The organism is Streptomyces sp. NPDC059003, from assembly GCF_042740445.1.
Lineage (GTDB): Bacteria > Actinomycetota > Actinomycetes > Streptomycetales > Streptomycetaceae > Streptomyces.
The window spans coordinates 24,455-43,841 of the sequence record NZ_JBHYJH010000078.1; the positions used below are offsets into that span (position 1 = coordinate 24,455).

The 19,387-nt window shown below is 72.3% G+C and carries 20 protein-coding genes and 1 riboswitch; of the genes, 12 read left to right on the forward strand and 8 right to left on the reverse strand.

The window, feature by feature from the left end; genetic code table 11:
• Positions 1-69: 69 nt before the first annotated feature.
• The gene (locus tag ACFWZ5_RS25505; protein WP_384791166.1) at positions 70-1,452 is read left to right on the forward strand and encodes an FAD-binding protein; all 1,383 of its coding nucleotides are present in this window, start codon (positions 70-72) and stop codon (positions 1,450-1,452) included.
• 375 nt (positions 1,453-1,827) lie between these two features.
• Positions 1,828-2,583 (forward strand): decaprenylphospho-beta-D-erythro-pentofuranosid-2-ulose 2-reductase, encoded by a 756-nt coding sequence (locus tag ACFWZ5_RS25510; protein ID WP_384800734.1) that lies wholly within the window; start codon positions 1,828-1,830, stop codon positions 2,581-2,583.
• Here the strand turns inward: ACFWZ5_RS25510 and ACFWZ5_RS25515 are convergent.
• Positions 2,564-3,142, reverse strand: a complete 579-nt coding sequence (locus ACFWZ5_RS25515) for a 2'-5' RNA ligase family protein (protein WP_384800737.1) — start codon at positions 3,140-3,142, stop codon at positions 2,564-2,566. The genes ACFWZ5_RS25510 and ACFWZ5_RS25515 overlap by 20 nt on opposite strands.
• An 81-nt stretch (positions 3,143-3,223) precedes the next feature.
• Positions 3,224-4,270 carry a tryptophan--tRNA ligase gene (gene trpS / locus ACFWZ5_RS25520; protein ID WP_384800740.1) on the reverse strand — a complete coding sequence of 349 codons (1,047 nt, stop codon included), beginning with the start codon at positions 4,268-4,270 and terminating at the stop codon, positions 3,224-3,226.
• 80 nt (positions 4,271-4,350) lie between these two features.
• Here trpS and ACFWZ5_RS25525 point away from each other — a divergent pair, with 80 nt between their 5' ends.
• From ACFWZ5_RS25525 to ACFWZ5_RS25535, 3 genes are all read left to right on the forward strand, one after another.
• Positions 4,351-5,040, forward strand: coding sequence for an RNA polymerase sigma factor (locus ACFWZ5_RS25525; RefSeq protein WP_384800743.1), 690 nt, complete (start codon positions 4,351-4,353; stop codon positions 5,038-5,040).
• On the forward strand, positions 5,024-5,860 hold the full coding sequence (locus ACFWZ5_RS25530; RefSeq protein ID WP_384800746.1) for a hypothetical protein: 837 nt from the start codon (positions 5,024-5,026) through the stop codon (positions 5,858-5,860). The genes ACFWZ5_RS25525 and ACFWZ5_RS25530 overlap by 17 nt, the downstream gene beginning before the upstream one ends.
• A gap of 157 nt (positions 5,861-6,017) precedes the next feature.
• Positions 6,018-6,668 (forward strand): hypothetical protein, encoded by a 651-nt coding sequence (locus tag ACFWZ5_RS25535; protein ID WP_384800750.1) that lies wholly within the window; start codon positions 6,018-6,020, stop codon positions 6,666-6,668.
• A 609-nt stretch (positions 6,669-7,277) separates the two neighbouring features.
• Here ACFWZ5_RS25535 and glyA read toward each other — a convergent pair.
• Positions 7,278-8,555, reverse strand: a complete 1,278-nt coding sequence (gene glyA / locus ACFWZ5_RS25540; RefSeq protein WP_384800753.1) for a serine hydroxymethyltransferase — start codon at positions 8,553-8,555, stop codon at positions 7,278-7,280.
• Between the two features lie 42 nt (positions 8,556-8,597).
• Positions 8,598-8,688, reverse strand: a riboswitch (ZMP/ZTP riboswitch).
• Between the two features lie 176 nt (positions 8,689-8,864).
• Between glyA and rocD the strand changes: the two genes are divergently transcribed.
• The 3 genes from rocD (at position 8,865) to ACFWZ5_RS25555 (ending at position 12,673) form a co-directional block, all read left to right on the forward strand.
• Positions 8,865-10,067 carry an ornithine--oxo-acid transaminase gene (gene rocD / locus ACFWZ5_RS25545; protein WP_384800756.1) on the forward strand — a complete coding sequence of 401 codons (1,203 nt, stop codon included), beginning with the start codon at positions 8,865-8,867 and terminating at the stop codon, positions 10,065-10,067.
• A gap of 196 nt (positions 10,068-10,263) precedes the next feature.
• Complete coding sequence (locus ACFWZ5_RS25550) at positions 10,264-11,130, forward strand: polysaccharide deacetylase family protein (protein WP_384800759.1); 867 nt, start codon at positions 10,264-10,266, stop codon at positions 11,128-11,130.
• Between the two features lie 145 nt (positions 11,131-11,275).
• A complete protein-coding gene (locus ACFWZ5_RS25555) occupies positions 11,276-12,673 on the forward strand; it encodes a condensation domain-containing protein (RefSeq protein ID WP_384800761.1) in 1,398 nt (465 codons plus the stop codon).
• Between the two features lie 7 nt (positions 12,674-12,680).
• On the opposite strand, the gene ACFWZ5_RS25560 is transcribed toward ACFWZ5_RS25555, so the two are convergent.
• The gene (locus ACFWZ5_RS25560; protein WP_384800764.1) at positions 12,681-13,028 is read right to left on the reverse strand and encodes a hypothetical protein; all 348 of its coding nucleotides are present in this window, start codon (positions 13,026-13,028) and stop codon (positions 12,681-12,683) included.
• 249 nt (positions 13,029-13,277) lie between these two features.
• Here ACFWZ5_RS25560 and ACFWZ5_RS25565 point away from each other — a divergent pair, with 249 nt between their 5' ends.
• On the forward strand, positions 13,278-13,616 hold the full coding sequence (locus tag ACFWZ5_RS25565; RefSeq protein WP_384800767.1) for a hypothetical protein: 339 nt from the start codon (positions 13,278-13,280) through the stop codon (positions 13,614-13,616).
• Positions 13,617-13,632: 16 nt separating this feature from the next.
• On the opposite strand, the gene ACFWZ5_RS25570 is transcribed toward ACFWZ5_RS25565, so the two are convergent.
• The 4 genes from ACFWZ5_RS25570 to ACFWZ5_RS25585 form a co-directional block, all read right to left on the reverse strand.
• Entirely contained in the window at positions 13,633-14,259 is a 627-nt protein-coding gene (locus ACFWZ5_RS25570) for a hypothetical protein (protein WP_384800770.1), read from the reverse strand.
• Positions 14,260-14,280: 21 nt separating this feature from the next.
• Positions 14,281-15,465, reverse strand: a complete 1,185-nt coding sequence (locus tag ACFWZ5_RS25575) for a glutathionylspermidine synthase family protein (protein ID WP_384800773.1) — start codon at positions 15,463-15,465, stop codon at positions 14,281-14,283.
• Between the two features lie 11 nt (positions 15,466-15,476).
• The gene (locus ACFWZ5_RS25580; protein ID WP_384800776.1) at positions 15,477-15,833 is read right to left on the reverse strand and encodes a hypothetical protein; all 357 of its coding nucleotides are present in this window, start codon (positions 15,831-15,833) and stop codon (positions 15,477-15,479) included.
• Positions 15,834-15,920: 87 nt separating this feature from the next.
• Complete coding sequence (locus tag ACFWZ5_RS25585; protein WP_384800779.1) at positions 15,921-16,352, reverse strand: winged helix-turn-helix transcriptional regulator; 432 nt, start codon at positions 16,350-16,352, stop codon at positions 15,921-15,923.
• 111 nt (positions 16,353-16,463) lie between these two features.
• Between ACFWZ5_RS25585 and ACFWZ5_RS25590 the strand changes: the two genes are divergently transcribed.
• The 3 genes from ACFWZ5_RS25590 to ACFWZ5_RS25600 all read left to right on the forward strand — a co-directional run bounded on the left by ACFWZ5_RS25590 (position 16,464) and on the right by ACFWZ5_RS25600 (position 19,296).
• The gene (locus tag ACFWZ5_RS25590) at positions 16,464-17,399 is read left to right on the forward strand and encodes an NADP-dependent oxidoreductase (RefSeq protein ID WP_384800782.1); all 936 of its coding nucleotides are present in this window, start codon (positions 16,464-16,466) and stop codon (positions 17,397-17,399) included.
• Between the two features lie 145 nt (positions 17,400-17,544).
• Positions 17,545-18,414 carry a hypothetical protein gene (locus tag ACFWZ5_RS25595; protein WP_384800788.1) on the forward strand — a complete coding sequence of 290 codons (870 nt, stop codon included), beginning with the start codon at positions 17,545-17,547 and terminating at the stop codon, positions 18,412-18,414.
• 51 nt (positions 18,415-18,465) lie between these two features.
• Entirely contained in the window at positions 18,466-19,296 is an 831-nt protein-coding gene (locus ACFWZ5_RS25600) for an NAD(P)H-binding protein (protein ID WP_384800785.1), read from the forward strand.
• The last annotated feature ends 91 nt before the right edge of the window (positions 19,297-19,387 follow it).

The following is a 19,387-nucleotide window of genomic DNA, read 5'->3' on the forward strand; positions in this document are numbered from 1 at the left end:
GTATCGTTTGCGTCGAACAGCATACGAAGCTGACTAACTCACCTCATTCCGGGCGATACGGTCACGCCCATGTCTCCCACCCCCGCACCCGAACCCCCCACGGCGTCCGTGTCCGTGTCCGGCTGGGGCCGCACCGCCCCCACCACCGCCCGCCTGGTGCGGCCCCGTTCGCAGGAGGAGGCGGTCCGGGCGGTGGACGCGCTGCGCACCGGTGCGGAGCGGGGCGGCATCGCGCGCGGGCTCGGCCGCGCGTACGGGGACGCCGCGCAGAACGCGGGCGGCGCGGTCCTCGACATGACGGGCCTCGACCGCGTGCACGCGATCGACGCGGACACCGGCACCGTCGTGTGCGACGCGGGCGTCTCCCTGCACCACCTGATGGAAGTCCTGCTCCCGCTCGGCTGGTTCGTGCCGGTGACGCCCGGGACCCGCTACGTCACGGTCGGCGGCGCGATCGGCGCCGACATCCACGGCAAGAACCACCACGTCTCCGGCTCCTTCTCCCGGCACGTACGCGCCCTCGACCTGCTCACGGCCGACGGCACCGTGCGCAAGGTGCGGCCCGGCAGCAAGCTCTTCGACGCGACGGCGGGCGGCATGGGCCTGACCGGCGTGATCCTCAAGGCGAAGCTCCAACTCCAGCCGGTCGAGACCTCCCTGATGTCCGTCGACACCGAACGCGCCACGGACCTCGACGACTTGATGGCCCGCCTCACCGCCACGGATCACCGCTACCGCTACTCCGTCGCGTGGATCGACCTCCTCGCCCGCGGCGCCGCCACCGGCCGCGCCGTCCTCACCCGCGGCGACCACGCCCCCCTCGACGCGCTGCCGCCCCGCGCCCGCACGGCCCCCCTGGCCTTCCGCCCCCGCCAGCTCCCGCCCGCCCCCGCCTTCGTCCCCTCGGGCCTGCTCGGCCGCACCACCGTCGGCCTCTTCAACGAACTCTGGTACCGCAGGGCCCCGCGCCACCGCACCGGCGAACTCCAGAAGATCTCCGCCTTCTTCCACCCCCTGGACGGCGTCCCCCACTGGAACCGCGTCTACGGCCGCGGCGGCTTCGTCCAGTACCAATTCGTCGTCGGCCACGGCAGGGAGGACGCCCTGCGCCGCATCGTCCAGCGCATCGTGCGGCACCGGTGCCCGTCCTTCCTCGCCGTCCTCAAACGCTTCGGCGACGCGGATCCCGGCTGGCTGTCCTTCGCCCGCCCCGGCTGGACGCTCGCCCTCGACATCCCGGCGGGACTTCCCGGCCTGCCTTCCTTCCTCGACGAGCTCGACGAGGAGGTGGCGGGGGCCGGGGGCCGCGTCTACCTCGCCAAGGACTCCCGGCTCCGGCCCGAGCTCCTGGCGACGATGTACCCCCGCCTCGCCGACTTCCGCGCCCTGCGCACCACGCTGGACCCCACCACCATCTTCCGCTCGGACCTGTCCCGCCGCCTCACCCTCTGACCCGGCCCAGTCGGCGCTCCGCGCCTCGCCTCAAGCGCCGGGCAGGCTGATTCCCCCACCCACCCACCCTCACCCTGGGGGCTCCGCCCCCAGACCCCCTCCTCTCCGGCGCTGCGCGCCTCGTCCTCAAACGCCGGACGGGCTGATTCCCCACCCACCCGCCCTTCCCACTGGGGCTGTCGCCCCAGACCCCCGCAGATACCAGCCGACAGCAGCGAAGATCTCAGCCCGCCCGGCGCTTGAGGGCGAGGCGCGCGGCGCCGATAAAGCGGGGGTGCCAGGGGGCGCAGCCCCCTGGTTCGGGAAGGGGCGGGCCTGGGGCGCACCCGCGAGGGACCCCACCCGCACCAACAGAACTCCCCCAGAACGGACCCCATGAAAGACGCGTTCGGTACCCCCCAGTCCCTCCTGGTCCTCGGCGGCACCTCGGAGATCGCCCTGGCCACGGCCCGCCGCCTGGCAGCCCGCCGCACCCGCAAGATCTGGCTCGCGGGCCGCCCCTCCCCCACCCTGGAGAAGTCCGCGGAACAGCTCCGCGCCCTCGGCGCGGACACCCGCACGGTCCCCTTCGACGCCCTCGACGCCGAGTCCCACCCCGCAGCCCTGGCCAAGGTCTTCGCGCAGCACGACATCGACATGGTCCTGCTGGCCTTCGGCATCCTCGGCGACCAGGCGAGGGACGAGGGCGACCCCCTGTCCGCGGTACGGGTGGCGCAGACGAACTACACCGGCGCCGTCTCCGCGGGCCTGGTCTGCGCAAAGGCACTGCAGGCACAGGGCCACGGCTCCCTCGTGGTGCTCTCCTCCGTCGCCGGCGAACGCGCCCGCCGCTCGAACTTCATCTACGGATCGAGCAAGGCCGGCCTCGACGCCTTCGCCCAGGGCCTGGGCGACGCCCTGCACGGCACCGGCGTGCACGTCATGGTCGTGCGCCCCGGCTTCGTACGGTCGAAGATGACGGCGGGCCTGGAGGAGGCCCCGCTGGCGACGACCCCGGCCGCGGTGGCGGAGGCCATCGAGACGGGCCTCAGGCGCCGCTCGGAAACGGTGTGGGTACCGGGCACGCTGCGCGTGGTGATGTCGGCGCTGCGCCACGTACCGCGCCCGTTGTTCAGACGGCTCCCCGTGTGACCGTGTCCCGGGACGCGGCCTGCGGCGGCACCGTACTCCCGCCGAAGGGGAACTCGCGCAGCTTGCGCCACACCCCGTCGGCCCCCTGCTCGTACAGCGCGAAGCCGGTGCAGGACCACTCGGCCTCGTAGCCGGAGAGCTCTTCGTAGGCACGGTCCATCGCCTCCTCGGCGATGCCGTGCGCGACGGTGACGTGCGGGTGGTACGGGAACTGCAGCTCCCGCGCGACGGGCCCGGACGCGTCGCGGACCCGCTCCTGCAGCCAGGCGCAGGCCGACCCGCCCTCGACGACCTGCACGAAGACGACGGGCGACAGCGGACGGAACGTACCCGTGCCGGAGAGCCGCATCGGGAAGGGCCGCCCGCGCGCCGCGACGGACACCAGATGGGCCTCGATCGCGGACTGCGCGGACGCGTCCACCTCGGTGGGCGGCAACAGCGTGACGTGCGTGGGGATGCCGTGTGCGGCGGGGTCACCGAAGCCCGCACGCAGCTCCTGGAGCAGGCTGCCGTGTGGCTCCGGGACCGCGATCGACACACCGATCGTTACGGTCCCCACGTCGTACTCCTGTCGTCGTGTTGGTGGGCAGGGCGTGCGCGCCGCACCGGGGCGCGGCGGTACTGCTGCGGCTTCCGTACGTCAGTGCTTGGCGGGCAGGAAGCCCACCTTGTCGTACGCCTGGGCGAGCGTCTCCGCGGCGACGGCGCGCGCCTTCTCCGCGCCCTTGGCCAGGATCGAGTCGAGCGTCTCCGGGTCGTCCAGATACTGCTGGGTGCGCTCCCGGAACGGCGTCACGAAGTCGACCATGACCTCGGCGAGGTCCGTCTTCAGCGCACCGTAGCCCTTGCCGTCGTACTTCTGCTCAAGTTCCGCGATACCGGTTCCGGTGAGCGTCGAGTAGATCGTGAGCAGGTTGCTGACGCCCGGCTTGTTCTCGGTGTCGTACTTGATCACCGTGTCGGTGTCGGTGACCGCGCTCTTGACCTTCTTCGCCGTGGCCTTCGGCTCGTCGAGGAGGTTGATCAGGCCCTTCGGGGTGGACGCCGACTTGCTCATCTTGATCGTCGGGTCCTGAAGGTCGTAGATCTTCGCGGTCTCCTTGAGGATGTACGCCGACGGGAGCCTGAAGGTGTCCCCGTAGCGGCCGTTGAAGCGCTCCGCGAGGTCGCGGGTCAGCTCGATGTGCTGGCGCTGGTCCTCGCCCACCGGGACCTCGTGGGCCTGGTACAGCAGGATGTCGGCGACCTGGAGGATCGGGTACGTGAACAGGCCGACGGTGGCGCGGTCGGCGCCCTGCTTGGCCGACTTGTCCTTGAACTGCGTCATGCGGGACGCCTCACCGAAGCCGGTCAGGCAGTTCATGATCCAGCCGAGCTGGGCGTGCTCGGGGACGTGGCTCTGGACGAACAGCGTGCAGCGCTCGGGGTCGAGCCCGGCGGCGAGCAGCTGGGCCGCGGCGAGCCGGGTGTTGGCGCGCAGGTCCGCCGGGTCCTGCGGGACCGTGATCGCGTGCAGGTCCACGACCATGTAGAACGCGTCGTGGGACTCCTGAAGGGCCACCCACTGGCGGACGGCGCCCAGGTAGTTGCCGAGGTGGAACGAGCCCGCGGTGGGCTGGATCCCGGAGAGCACGCGCGGACTGTCACCGGCGGCGGAGCGGAGACGATCAGAGGCCATGCTCAGCATTCTCTCAGGTGTCGCCCGTTGGTCGAGAACTGGTTCGCGACGGGTGGGAACCGATGCGGTCCGGGCGGTGTACCAAAGGTGTGAGTGCACGGGGGAAGGCCCTGGAGCGAGCTCCGGGGCGTACGGCGGGGCGGGCGCTTGAGGGGGACGGCATCGGCGTCGACGAGGCGGCGGTCATCGCGCGGGTGCGCGCCGGGGAGCCGGAGGCGTACGCCGAGCTGGTGCGCGCCTTCACCGGCGTGGCGCTGCGGGCGGCCGCCGCGCTCGGCGCGGGCGCGGACGCGGAGGACGTGGTGCAGCAGTCCTTCTTCAAGGCGTACTGCGCCCTGGGCCGGTTCCGGGACGGCTCGGCGTTCAAGCCGTGGCTGCTCTCGATCGTCGCCAATGAGACGAGGAACACAGTGCGTTCGGCGGCGCGGCGGCGCTCGGTGGTGGGCCGCGAGGCGCTGTACGCCGAGGCGGAGCCGTTGATACCGGAATCGGCGGACCCGGCGGTCGCGACCCTGGACCGCGAGCGCCGGACCACGCTCCTGTCCGCCCTCGACCACCTCAGCGAGCACCACCGCATGGTCGTGACGTACCGCTACCTCCTGGACATGGACGAAGCGGAGACGGCCCAGGCACTCGGCTGGCCCCGGGGCACGGTCAAGTCCCGCCTGAACCGAGCCCTGCGCAAGCTGGAGCGGCTGCTTCCGGAGGGAGCGGGAGGAGACGGCGGAGAGGGCGGAGAGGGCGGCGCAGTGGGAGAGGGAGGTGACAGGCGTGGGTGAAGGGGACGAGCGGGACGAGCGGGAGCGTCTGCTGCCGGAGGAGCTGCGGGCGCTCGGGCGGGCCCTGGACCGGCCGGAGAGCGGCGAGACGATGGTCGAGCGGGTCCTGGCCCAGATAGTGGCCGAGGGCGCCGTGCCCCGGCGGCCCGGCCCCGGCGCGCGGCTCCGCGACGGCGGGCGGCGGCTGCGGCACGGCCTGCGGGCGCGGTGGCGGTCGGTCACGGCGTCGGCGTGCGCCCTGCTCACGGTGCTCGCGCTGACGCCGCCGGTGCGGGCGGCTGTCTCCGACTGGTTCGACTGGTTCGACTTCGGCGGCGTCGAGGTGCGGTACGACCCGTCGCCGCCGACGTCGGCCGCGGGCACGCCGGGGTGCGGGGCGTCGCCGGTGTCGCTGGCGCGGGCCGAGCGTGCGGCCGGGTTCCGGCCCGTCGTGCCGAAGGCCCTCGGCGAGCCGGACGCGGCGGCGGTCACGCGCGGACCGGGCGACCGCTTCCTGATCACGCTGTGCTGGCGCGAGGGCGGCCGGACGGTCCGGCTCGACGAGTTCCCCGCGCAGCTGGACCCGGGCTTCACCAAGCGGCTCGACGTGCGCCCCGACTGGGAGGACATCGGCGTCGGGATGGCGCTGTGGTTCGCCCGCCCGCACCGCCTGGAGTTCTGGATGCGGGACGCCGAGGGCGAGCAGTGGACGCGCACGGAGCGGACGGCGGGCCCGACGCTGCTGTGGACGCACGGCGAGGACCAGGACCTGACGCTGCGGCTCGAAGGGGTGGCGTCGAAGGATCGGGCGCTCGGCGTGGCGCGGTCGGTCCCGAGGTAGCCGGTGGCCCCGGTCCGAGATCGGTGGGCCGGGGGTGGGAACCCGCGGGGCTCGGGCGGTGTACCAGAAGTGAAGTCGGCGCGGAGGGGCCGCGCCGGGGAGCCGCAGGGGGTCACAGATGCGAGGAGTACGAGGAGTACGAGGAGTAGAGGGAGCGATGGTGCTGATGACGGCGCTGGCGGCCGTGCTCCTTGGGGCGTCCGGGGCGGCGGCGGGCGGACCGACGAGCGTGCTGGTGGTGTCGCCGGAGAGCGCCCGGACGGCCTCGCTCTACGCCAGCCACAGGCAGTACGAGGAGTTGGAGTCCCTCCTGGGCGCTGCGGAAGGAGGCACCCGCAGCCAGCCACCGGACCTGGGCCTGGCCACATCCCGCCAGGTCAACGTCACCTGGCTGATCCACGACGTGCGCCCATGGCGAGTGGACCGGGTGTACGCGAAGCCGACCGCCCCCAAGCGGGCGGACCGGACGATATGGATCCACACGACGACGGACATGGAGTCCCTGACCGGCCGCTGGCACAAGGCGGCCAACCCCACGGCCCTGCGCGCCCTCCTGAACGACCTGGACGTCCTGGGCCCCAAGTCCAAGAACGGCACCGACGGAGTAGCCCCACCGTCCACATGGAAGATTCCCAAGGCCGAGAAGCCGGACGCGGCCGCCACGCCCCGCACCACCGACACGGGCTGGCACTGGGCGATACCGAGCGCGGCGGCCGGGGCGGCCATAGGCGCCGCGTCGGTCTGGCACCTACGCCGACGCGGAGAGCCGGAGAACACGACCCCCCACCAGGAACTCCTGGACGCCTAAGGCCACACCCACAGCACCCACACAGACACCGGAACCGGCGACCGCACAGGCACAGGCACAGGCGACCGCATCCGCACAGACACAGGCACCGGCACCGGCACCGGCACCAGAGCCCAGCGACACCGGCACCTGCGACCGCACCAGAGCCCAGCGGCAGCGGCCACCGGCCAACGGCCACCAGTCAGCGGCAGCCGCACCGGCACCGGCCAACGGCCACCAGCCACCGGCCAACGGCAGCCGCACCGGCACCGGCCAACGGCCACCAGCCACCGGCCAACGGCAGCCGCACCGGCACCGGCACCGGCCACCGGCCACCGGCCACCGGCCACCGGCCACCGGCCACCGGCCAACGGCAACGGCAACGGCAACGGCAACGGCAACGGCAACGGCAACGGCAACGACAGCGACAGCGACAGCGACAGCGACAGCGACAGCGACAGCCGCCAACGGCGGATCACCCCCGCGAGGGGCGTTCCCCGGCCGGTCGAGAGTCACGGGCGGGCGGGTGGGAAAGAATCCGCCGCGCGCAGCGCAGGCGAAACCCCCCACCGACCCGCACCCGCACCCGCACCCGCCCCCTCACCCACCCACCCACCACCAACCAGAAACTCAACCAACCGCAAGCCCCGGCGCAGGAAACGCCGCCATCAACTCCCCCACCTCACCGCGAATCTTCCCCAGCGCATCCTCATCCGCCTCGCGACAAGCCCGCACACCCCGGTCGATCCAGTCGGCCACGACATCCATGTGCTCGGTGCCCAGACCACGGGAGGTGAGGGAAGGGGTACCGATCCGCACGCCGGAGGGGTCGAACGGCTTGCGGGGATCGAAGGGAACGGTGTTGTAGTTGACGACGATCCCGGCCCGGTCAAGGGCCTTCGCGGCGACCTTGCCCGGCACGTCCTTGGGCGTGAGGTCCATCAGGATCAGATGGTTGTCGGTGCCGCCGGAAACAAGATCGAAGCCACGGGCGAGCAGCGCCTCCGCGAGGGCCTTCGCGTTGGCGACGACGGCCCGGGCGTAATCACGGAAGGAGGTCTGGGAGGCCTCGTGGAGGGCGACGGCGATGGCGGCGGTGGTCTGGTTGTGGGGACCGCCCTGGAGACCGGGGAAGACGGCCTTGTCGATGACCTTGGCATACTCCTCGCGGGCGAGGAGCATCGCGCCGCGCGGCCCGCGGAGGGTCTTGTGGGTGGTCGTGGAGACGACGTCGGCGTACGGCACGGGTGAGGGGTGGGCGCCGCCGGCGACGAGCCCGGCGATGTGGGCGATGTCGGCGACGAGCACGGCCCCGGCCTCGCGGGCGATCTCGGCGAAGGCGGCGAAGTCGATGGTGCGGGGCAGGGCGGTGCCGCCGCAGAAGATCAGCTTGGGCCGTTCCTTGAGGGCGAGGTCACGCACGGCGTCGAAGTCGATGAGCCCGTTGTCCTCGCGGACGCCGTACTGCACGCCGCGGAACCACGTGCCGGTGGCGGAGACGCCCCAGCCGTGGGTGAGGTGGCCGCCCATGGGCAGGGCCATGCCCATGACGGTGTCGCCGGGCTCGGCGAAGGCGAGGTAGACGGCGAGGTTGGCCGGGGAGCCGGAGTAGGGCTGGACGTTGGCGTGATCGGTGCCGAAGAGGGCCTTGGCGCGGGCGACGGCGAGGCGCTCGACCTGGTCGATGTTCTGCTGGCCCTCGTAGTAGCGGCGGCCGGGGTAGCCCTCGCTGTACTTGTTCTGCAGGACGGTGCCGGAGGCTTCGAGGACGGCGGCGGAGACGTAGTTCTCGCTGGGGATCAGGCGGAGCGTGTCGGCCTGGAGGCGCTCCTCGGCGGTGACGAGGGCGGCGAGTTCGGGATCGGTGGCGGTGAGGGCGGGGTGCTGGTGGGCAGGGGGCTGGGTCATGGCTTCCTCCGGGGGCGAGCGGGGTGGTGTCCGGTCGTGGTCCCGGGGTGCCCAGGCGGGCGGCACCTCGAAGGTCGTGCCTCGCACGGCTCCCTCAGGGTCGATTCCCTGTGCGCCAGTCGCCGTGCTGTGAAAACCAGCCTATCGGGCGCTCCACTGTGTAGTGGTTCTTCGTCCAGGATGCGAGCGACGATGGAGACGATAGGAATCGGGCCACGCGCCCGTCCTGCACCGGAAGTACGCGCACTGCGCCCCAAGTAGCCGTAAGACATCGCACAACGGAGTGCGAACGCGAGAAATGGAGCCCCCGTGACCGCTACGGAAGACCTCATCGCCTCGGCCGAAGCGCACAGCGCGCACAACTACCACCCCCTGCCCGTCGTGGTGGCGTCGGCGGAGGGGGCCTGGATGACGGACGTGGAGGGCCGTCGCTACCTGGACATGCTCGCCGGCTATTCGGCGCTCAACTTCGGGCACGGCAACCGGCGGCTCATCGAGGCCGCGGAGAAGCAGCTGCGGCGGGTGACGCTGACGTCGCGCGCCTTCCACCACGACCGGTTCGCGGAGTTCTGCGCGCGGCTCGCGCAGCTGTGCGGCAAGGAGATGGTGCTGCCGATGAACACGGGCGCGGAGGCCGTGGAGACGGCGGTGAAGACCGCCCGGAAGTGGGGTTATCGCGTCAAGGGCGTGCCGGACGGGCGGGCGCGGATCGTGGTGGCGAGCAACAACTTCCACGGCCGCACGACGACGATCGTCAGCTTCTCGACGGACCCGGAGGCGCGCGCCGACTACGGCCCGTTCACGCCGGGATTCGACATCGTGCCGTACGGCGACCTGGCGGCGCTGCGCGCGGCAGTCACGGACGAGACGGTGGCGGTGCTGCTCGAACCGATCCAGGGGGAGGCCGGGGTCCTGGTGCCGCCCGCCGGCTATCTGCCGGGGGTGCGGGAGCTGACGCGGGAGCGCGGGGTCCTCTTCATCGCGGACGAGATCCAGTCGGGGCTCGGCCGGACGGGCCGGACGTTCGCGTGCGAGCACGAGGGCGTGGTGCCGGACATGTACGTCCTGGGCAAGGCGCTCGGCGGCGGTGTCGTGCCGGTGTCGGCGGTGGTGGCGGACACGGATGTGCTCGGCGTCTTCCGGCCCGGGGAACACGGGTCGACGTTCGGCGGGAATCCGCTGGCGTGCGCGGTGGCCCTCGAGGTCGTGGCGCTCCTGGAGACGGGCGAGTTCCAGCAGCGGGCGACGGAGCTCGGCGAGCATCTGCACGCGGAGCTCGGCCTGTTGACGGAGTCCGGCCGGGTCACCGAGGTGCGCGGGCGCGGCCTGTGGGCGGGCGTGGACATCGACCCGGCGTGCGGCACGGGCCGGGACGTCTCCGAGAAGCTGATGGACCGCGGCGTCCTGGTGAAGGACACGCACGGGGCGACCATCCGGATCGCGCCCCCGCTGGTGATCAGCAAGGACGACCTGGACTGGGGCCTCGACCAGCTGCGGGCGGTGCTCGGCTGAGGGAGCGGGCCGTGGCGCGGTCGGCGTCGGTGCGCTCGGCCGGGGGCAGTGGGGCGCCCTCGGCCGGGCGGATAGCCCGGTGACCTGCGCCATAGCCGGATTTCCAAGATCTCCTTGACCCTCACATCAGTGTGAACGTTGAACGATAAGTGCCGTGCACAGCGCACGGCCACACCACACACTGAAGGTGAGCATCATGGACAACAAGCTCTACGACTACAGCCCGATCACCGAGCGCGAGCCGATCCACTGGCCCGAAGGCAAGCGCGTCGCCTTCTACATCGGCCTGAACATCGAGCACTTCGAGATCGACAAGCCGTCCACGAGCATCTACCCGGGCACCGCGGAGCTCACCCCCGACCCGCTCAACCACGGCTGGCGGGACTACGGGGCGCGCGTGGGCTTCTGGCGCATGCTGGAGACCCTGGACCGGCACGGCGTCCGCGCCAGCGTCCTGCTCAACTCGGACGTCGGCGACCGCTACCCGCAGATCATCAAGGCGGGCCAGGAGCGCGACTGGGCCTGGCTCGCACACGGCAGGACCAACTCGATCCTGCACACCGACATGACGGAGGACGAGGAGCGCGCGTTCCTCAAGGACGTCGTCGGGACGATCGAGCGGACGACGGGGAAGCGGCCGCGCGGCTGGATGGGCCCGGGCCTGACCGAGACCCACAACACCCCGCACCTGCTCAAGGAGTTGGGCCTCGACTACGTCCTGGACTGGACGGCCGACGACCAGCCGTTCGACCTGAACGTGCCGGGCATGCTGAGCGTGCCGTACACGGTCGAGCTGAACGACATCGGCCTGTTCGTCGTGAAGAGCACGTCGGGCCCGGAGTTCGTCCAGATGATCAAGGACCAGGTCGACCAGCTGCACGCCGACGCGGAGGCCACGGACAGCGGGCGCGTCATGCCGCTCGCCCTGCACCCCTTCGTCATCGGCCAGGGCTTCCGCAACAAGTACCTCGACGAGGCCCTGGAGTACGTGGTCAACCACCCCGGCGTGTGGACGACGACGTCGGACGAGATCGCGGAGCACTTCCGCAGCCGGCGGGGCTGAGTCCGGTCGGCGACGCGGAGTGCGGTCTTGCCCCGGAGCGTTCGGCACGGAACCCTCGGATTGCCTCACCAGTCCCTTTCGGAACGGTGCCTCGTTGGGCCACGGTGGCATCGACCGATGCCGGGAACGGAGAAGCTCTGTGCGAATGACCGACATCCAGCGCTGCGAGGTCCGTCCCGGACGGGTCGTGGAGTGGACGCTGCACCCGACGGCCATCGAGGCGGCGGCCGGCCTGCCGGAGGACACCCGGCCGCCCGCCTACGTGCAGGAGTCCCACGTACGCACGGCGCGTTCCGTACGCGAGGACGGCCTGTTCGTACCGACCTGGCTCGGCGCGGCCTTCGACCTCGCCGGGCCGGTCGACATCGAAGCCCTCCAGGAGGCGCTGCGGGCCTGGACCCTGCGGCACGAGACGCTGCGCAGCGGCTTCCGCTGGGTCGACGGCGAGCTGAGCCGGTTCACGCTGTCCGCCGCCGACGTCGCGCTGCACCGCGAGGACGTCGGCGGCTTCGCCGACGCGGGCACCCTCACCCGCTACCTGGAGGACCGCTTCGACAGCGCCGCGAACGCGCTCAGCTGGCCCAACTTCATCTACGCCGCGGTGATCAGGGACGACGGCGCGAGCGTCTACGCGGCGTTCGACCACAGCAACGTGGACGCGTACTCGATGTACCGCCTGCCCGCCGAGCTCCACGAGCTGTACGCGGCCGCCCGCGAGGGCCGCACCGACACGACGGCGCCGGTCGCCAGCTACGTCGACTTCTGCGCGATCGAGCGGACCAACGCCGACCGGATCGACGACACGCACGAGATCGTCGCCCGCTGGCGCGAGTTCATCGCCCGGTGCGGCGGGACGCTGCCGAACTTCCCCGTCGACCTCGGCCTCGACCCCGAGGGCCCGCTGCCCACCCAGAAGCTGCTGCGCGCACCGCTCGCGGACGACGCGGACGCGGCGGCCTTCGAGGCGTACTGCCGCCCGTACGGCGGCAGCCTGGTCGGCATCCTCGCCGCCACCGCCCTCGTCCTGCACAAGCTCGGCGGCGAGCCGGTGTACCGCGCCGTCGTGCCGTTCCACACCCGGGTGAAGTCCCAGTGGCAGGAGTCCCTCGGCTGGTACGTGGGCGGGGCGCCCATCGAGATCCCCCTCGCGCAGACGCCCGACTTCGACAGCGCGCTGCGCCTGGTCCGTGACCAGCTGCGCAGGAACAAGCCGCTCTCCCGCATCCCCATCGCCCGCGTCCTGAGCCAGCTCGGCGCCGACTTCCGGCCAACGTCCCCGGACCTGTACTCCATCGTCTCGTTCGTCGACACCCGGGGCATCCCCGGCTCGGAGAGCTGGCCGGACATGAAGGCGTACGGCCTGGTCCGCGTCTCCTACGGCGACAAGGTGTGCGCGTGGGTCGCCCGGTTCCACGACGGCCTGCACTTCTCCGCCCGCCACCCGGACACGGACACGGCGCACAAGAGCATGCGGCTGTACGTGGAGGGGGTGCGGGAACACATCACGGCGACGGCGCGCGCGGCAGCCGCGCGCGCCGTGTGACCTTCGGTCAGGAGAACACGACCGAGCGGAGCTTGAGGCGCTCGCTGCCGTACCCGGTGTGCGGGCGCAGGCTGAACCAGTCGCCCTCGCAGTCCGGCTCCGTGAAGACCACGGCCGTCGCGTCCGTCCGGTTGCGCGGGGAGTGAGCCGGCGAGCTGGAACCCGGGTCGGCCACCTCCGGCAGGGTGATGCACTCCCCGCTCTCCGGGTCGTCGAGGACAGCGATCCGGGGCGTGCCGTCGAGGCCGGTGTACGTGTACTGGAACTGGCCGTCGGCCGCGGCGGCCGACGTGGGCAGGGTGACGATCAGGGTCAGGGCACCCGCGGCGGCGGCCAGGGCGGTGCGGAAGCGCATGTGCGCGGTCCTCTCGGAGAGTGGTGACTGCAACGGGCCTTTCGCTGCCCACCCGGCTGTCCGCGCATGCCGTGACTCACCCGGACGAGGGGGCGGACGAGGGGCGCGGACGAGGGGCGCACACCCCGGCCGCCCGCGCCGACTTCCCGGCCGCCCCACCTCGCGTTCCCGACCCCCGGCTCCGGCTTCCCGGCCGCCCGGGACCGTACCCCCTGGGCGCCACCACCCCCGTCAGGAACCGTGGCACCCATGACCCACACACGCATGACGTCGGCGCGCCTCGGCCGCGCGGCCCTGGCCGCCGCTGCCGCCCTCGCCGTCTTCACCGCCCTGCCCGCCGCCACCGCCCACGCCGCCACCGGCACGTTCTTCTACCACTCGTCGCAGTCCGGCGACCTGGAGATCGAGGACCCGGACAACGGGGAGTGCTACCTCCTCCTCCAGGGCGCGGACAGCGTCAGGAACCGCACGGACGCCGTGGCCCGGGTGTACTACGACCAGGGCTGCGAGGAACTCGCGGACACCCTGGTCCCCGGGGACGGCCGCCCCTTCACCGATCCCCTCGCGCGCGGCGTGACGTTCGGCTGAGCGGCCGTACCGTCCGCTACCGCACCGCCCACTTGAGGGGCTCCTTGTAGAAGCCCTGCGAGTAGGTGACGTTCTTGACCTCGGTGGTGGCGGGGATCAGATAGGGCTCGCACACGGTGCGCTCCTCGCCCTTCTTCCAGATGTCGTCGCCACCGAGCGTCTTCGCGCCGTCGTTGCCCTTGCAGTCGGCGGGCATGCTGGAGAGGCTGCCGATGACGATGAACTTCGTGGCGGGGGTGCCGCTGACGGTCTCGGCCCCGATGTCGCTCATCACCATCGGCCCCTTGACCGCGTCACCGCCGACGTGCTTGGCCTTGACGTAGATCCAGGCGACCTTCTTGTCCTTGTACTTCTTCTCGTCGTCGAGTTCCTTGAGGTCGGCCGGCTTGCCGAGGGTGACCTTCGTCGGGGTGAGGGAGAACTTGCCGGTCTTCTTGTAGCGGGTGATCTCCTGCACGGGGCCCGCCTGGCCGAGCTTGAGGTCCTTGGGGGCCTCGCTCGCCTCCTGGGCGCCGCCCGCGTGACCGCCCTTCTTGTCCTTCTTGCCGCCGTCGCAGGCGGCCAGGCTGACGGCGGTGACCGCCGCGAGGGCCACGAGGCCGAGGCGCCGACGGTGTGCTCGCTGGATTCGCTGGATGTTCATGAGGTGCTTTCCGATCGTGTTTCAGAGGATCACATGAGGGACGAAGCGGGCGTACTCGTCCGTGACGAGGCCCGACGACTCCCGGATGCCGAGCCCCGCCGCCTCGTTCCCGACGACCCACGCGCCGAGCACGACGCGGTTGCCGTCGAAGTCGGCGAGGGGTGCCAACTCCTGGTAGCAGCAGGGCTCTTCGCGTACGACGGGAGCGGCGCCCGGCTCGTGCACGGTGACGCCCGCGCCCTCGCGGCCGAGCAGCGGCTTGGCCACGTATCCCGGCCGTTCGGCCAGCTCGCGCGGGCCGTCCAGGTACGCGGGGAGCAGGTTCGGATGCCCCGGATAGAGCTCCCAGAGGACCGCGAGCAGCGCCTTGTTGGAGAGGAGCATCTTCCAGGCGGGCTCGATCCACAGCGTCGTGCCCGTGCCGCCGCCGTTGTCGAGGGTCTCCAGGACGTACGGGGCGAAGCGGTCCGTCGTCAGCCACTCCCAGGGGTACAGCTTGAAGCAGGAGCGGATGAAGCGGAGCTTCTTGTCGACGAAGCGGCGCGAGAGCCGGTCCCAGCCGATGTCCTCGACGGCAATGGAGTCCGTGGTGAGGCCCGCCTGGTCGGCGGTCTCGCGCAGGTACGCGACCGTCATCAGGTCCTCGCCGAGCTCGTCGCCCGCCGAGTGCGCGAAGTGCACGGGCCCGCCGGGCGGCAGCAGCCGCGCCTGCTTGCGCCAGGCGTCGACCAGGCGCTCGTGCAGGGAGTTCCACTGGTCGGCGCCGGGGAAGCGCTCCTCCATCCAGAACCACTGCGGGCTCGCCGCCTCGACGAGCGACGTCGGGGTGTCGGCGTTGTACTCCAGGAGCTTGGCCGCGCCCACGCCGTCGTAACGGAGGTCGAACCTGCCGTACAGGGACGGCAGTTCGTCCCGGCGGTGCCATGCCTCCGTGACGAGCGCGGCGAGGCGCGGCTCGGTGATGCCGAGGTCGGCGAGGCGGTCCCGCTCGACGATGTGCCCGGCCGCCGCGAGGCACATGGCGTGCAGCTCCTCGACGACCTCCTCCAGGGCCTCGATCTCTGCGATGCCGAAGACGTAGTACGCGGACTCGTCCCAGTACGGGCGCAGGGAGCCGTCGGGGTGGCGGGTGAGCGGGTAGATGAGCCCCTGCTCCTCGACGGTCCGCTGCCAGCCGGGGCGCGGGGTGATGGTGCGGCGTTCCACGGCGGCGGCCCTCAGCCGCCGCCGCTGCCCGAGCAGCCGAAGCCGTCCCGGTCGACGGCCTCGCTGCGGCTGAACGTGCCGTCGTCGGCGTAGCGCCCGGTGACGTCCGGGTCGTAGTACCAGGCGGCGTCGGTGCGGGTGGTTCCGGCGCCGGTCCTGCACAGTTTGTCCTTGACGACCCGGTAGCCGCTGACCAGGTCGTAGCTGTCCCGGTCCACGCAGCGCCTGTCCGGCTCCGAGCCGCAGGACGTGAGCGCGGCGGCGAGGACGCCCATGGAGCCGAGGGCGACGGTGCTCGAGCGCAGCCGACGCCGCCGCTCCGGTATCTGTTCCGGTATCTGTTCCGGTATCTGTTCCGGTGTTGCCATGCCTTGCTGACACTCCCCCGTGTCGTGACGTGAAACGGCGGTCAGCTTAAAGAGGCCGTGCTCCGCCGCGCCAACCGGGCTGCCGCCTCACGCGCTCGCGTCGTCGTACCGGGTCCGGTTTGCCAGGACCTCGTCCATGTTCTCCTCCGCCCAGGCCTTGATCGCGCGCATCAGGGGGATCAGGCTCTCGCCGAGCGGGGTGAGGGCGTAGTCGACGCGGACCGGGACCGTCGGCGTGACGGTGCGGGTGATCAGGCCGTCCCGTTCGAGGTTGCGGAGGCTCTGGGTGAGCATCTTCTGGCTGACGCTGGCGAGTTTCCGGGACAGGTCGGTGTAGCGCTGGGGGCCGTCGGCGAGCGCGTTGACGATGAGGCTGACCCATTTGTTGCTGATGCGGTCCAGGAGGTGCCGGGCCGGGCACTCGGCGAGGTAGGCGTCGTAGGCGGCCGCCGCGGCGGCCGCAGTGGCCGCGGTGGCCGCGGTTGCACGCGCAGTCGTCACGGCGGGCGTCGTCGTCATGTCTCCCCTTCGCGTTCGGTACGCACCTTGAAGTGCCTTCTTCCCCCTGGAGAGTAGCTCTCCATAGGGTCGCTGAACAGGTGATCGCAACCGGACGGAAGGGGAGCACGCATGCGCGCGGTAGTGGTGCGGACGGTGGGCGGGCCGGAGGCCCTGGAGATCGTGGACGTGCCGGTGCCCGTGCCCGGCGCCGGGCAGGTGCGGGTGCGGGTCGAGGCCGCCACGGTCAACCCGGTCGACGCGGCGACGCGCTCCGGGGACCTGGTCTCGGCGGGCCTGCTGCCGCCCCGGGACGTCATCGGGATCGGCTGGGACGTCGCCGGGCGCGTGGACGAAGTCGGGGCGGGGGTGACGGAGTTCGCGCCGGGAGACCGGGTGATCGGGGTGCGGGACCGCCTCGACCTGTCGCTCGGTACGTACGCCGAGTACGTGGTCCTGGACGCCACCGCCGTCGCGGCGGCCCCCTCCCGCCTCTCCCCCGCCGAAGCCGCGACCCTCCCCCTGAACGGCCTCACCGCCCTCCAGGCCCTGGACCGGCTCGGCCTGGAACCCGGGGCGACCCTCCTGGTGACGGGCGCGGCCGGTGCGGTGGGCGGCTTCGCCGTGGAGCTGGCCGCGCTGCGGGGCCTGCGGGTGGTGGGGTCCGCCGGGGAAGGGGACGAGGCGTTCGTGCGGGCGGCGGGGGCGCGGTGGTTCGTGCCGCGGTCGCGCGAGGTCGCAGAGGCGGTGCGGGAGTTGGTGCCGGGGGGTGTGGACGCCGTCCTCGACGCGGCCGTCGTCGGGATGCCCGCGCTGGGGGCCGTGCGCAATCGCGGCGCCTTCGTCTCCGTCGTCGGCGGCGCCGCGCCCGTCCCGCTGCGCGGGATCACCGTGATCGAGCAGTGGATCGCCGCCGACGCCGACGAGCTCGGCCGGCTGGCGTCGCTGGCCGATGCGGGGCGGCTCACGGTGCGGGTGGCCGGGACGATGCCGTTGCGGGAGGCGGCGGGGGCGCATCGGCGGCTTGCGGAGGGGGGTGTGCGGGGGCGTCTTGTCCTGACGCCTTGAGCGGGGGCGTCTTGGCCCGACGCCATGAGCGGCCCCCTGCCCCGTAGCCCTGTAGACCCGTAGGCCCGTACGCCCGTACGCGTTGAGCGGCCCCAGCCGGAGCTCCGGAAACTCCCTCCCCTAAAGTCACTTCGTGACTCTTGGGATGATTTGCGCGCTCGGTTCGGCGGTCTGCTTCGGCATGGCCTCGGTGTTGCAGGCGGTCGCGGCGCGCTCGACCGCGCCCGGCACGGGGTCCGGGGTCGACCCGGCGCTGCTGTGGCGGGCGGCGCGGCAGTGGCGGTACGTGGCCGGGCTCGCCCTCGACGGCCTCGGTTTCCTGCTCCAGGTCGTGGCCCTGCGGTCCCTCCCCATCTACACCGTCGGCGCCGCCCTCGCCGCGTCGCTCGCCGTGACGGCGGTGGTCGCGGCGCGGCTCCTGCGGGTGCGGCTCAGCGGGGTCGAGTGGGGCGCCGTCGGCGTCGTCTGCGCCGGGCTCGCCATGCTGGGGCTCGCGTCCGGCGACGAGGGGGACAAGGGCGGCTCCACGGGTCTTCGGTTCGCGATCCTCGGCATCGCCCTGGCGGTACTCCTCCTCGGCGCCGTGGCCGGGCGCCTTCCGGACCGGGCCCGTGCGGTGGCTCTCGGCCTCGGGGCCGGGTGCGGCTTCGGCGTCGTGGAGGTCGCCGTCCGGCTCATCGACGACGTCTCGCCGGGGGCGGTCGTCGCCAACCCCGCCGCGTACGCCCTCCTCCTCGGCGGAGGCGCCGCCTTCCTGCTCCTCACCTCCGCCCTCCAGCGCGGCTCGGTGACCGCCGCGACGGCGGGCATGGTCATCGGCGAGACCATCGGGCCCGCCCTCGTGGGCGTCGTGTGGCTCGGGGACCGGACGCGGGACGGGCTCGGGTGGCTGGCCGTGCTCGGGTTCGGGGTGGCGGTGGCCGGGGCGCTGGCGCTGGCGCGGTTCGGGGAGGCACCGGAGGGTCCGGAGGGACCGGAGGGACCGGCTTCACCCTTGACCTCAAGTCCCCTTTAACTCCTACGGTCCCGACGGACGGAGATCAACGGACCGCAGGAGGAACACGTCATGACTGTGTTGGTGACCGGAGCGACTGGCCGCGTCGGCCGCGAGGTGGTCGGCCATCTGCTGAAGCGCGGCGAGAAGGTCCGCGCCCTGACCCGCAAGCCGGAGTCGGCCCGACTCCCCGACGGAGTCGAGGTCGTGGCCGGCGACCTCTCGATCCCCTCCTCCCTCGCCCCCGCCCTGGAGGGAGTGACCGGCCTGCACCTGATGACGAGCGCGAACGGCGAGCCGGTCCCCGACGAGGTCGCCGCCGGGATCGTCGCGGCGGCGGAGCGCGCGGGCGTGCGGCACGTGACCGTGCTGTGGAGCGGGGTGGAAGGCGCCGTCGAGCGGGCCCTGGCCGAGAGCCGCCTCGGCTGGACCGTCCTCGAACCCGTCGAGTTCATGTCCAACGCGCTCGACTGGGCGGACTCCCTCCGCACCGAGGGCGTGGCCCGTCTCCTCGGGGACCGGCCCGGCGCGCTCGTCCACGAGTCCGACATGGGCGAGGTGGCCGCGGTCGCCCTCGTGGAGTCCCTGGCCGGTGACGGCCGCCATGCCGCCCAGCGGTACGTACTGACTGGCCCCGAAGCGCTTACTCCCGCCGAGCGGGTCCGCGCCCTCAGTGACGCCCTCGGCCGCGACCTCCGCTTCGAGGAGCTCACCGAGGAGCAGGCCCGCGACCTCGTCCGCGCGACGGGGGCCTCCGAGGAGGGCGTCGACCACGTGGTGGGCTGGTATCTGAACCCGCCCGTCATCGCGTACACCGTGTCGCCCGCGGTCGAGCGGGTCACCGGGCACCCGGCCCTCACCTTCGCCCAGTGGGCGAAGGAGCACGCCGACTCCTTCCGCTGAGCCTGACCGGGTCGTCGGTGTGGCGCAGCCCTCGCGGGGCGCCCCAGTCCCGCCCCTTTATCCAAATCCAGGGGGCTCCGCCCCCTGGACC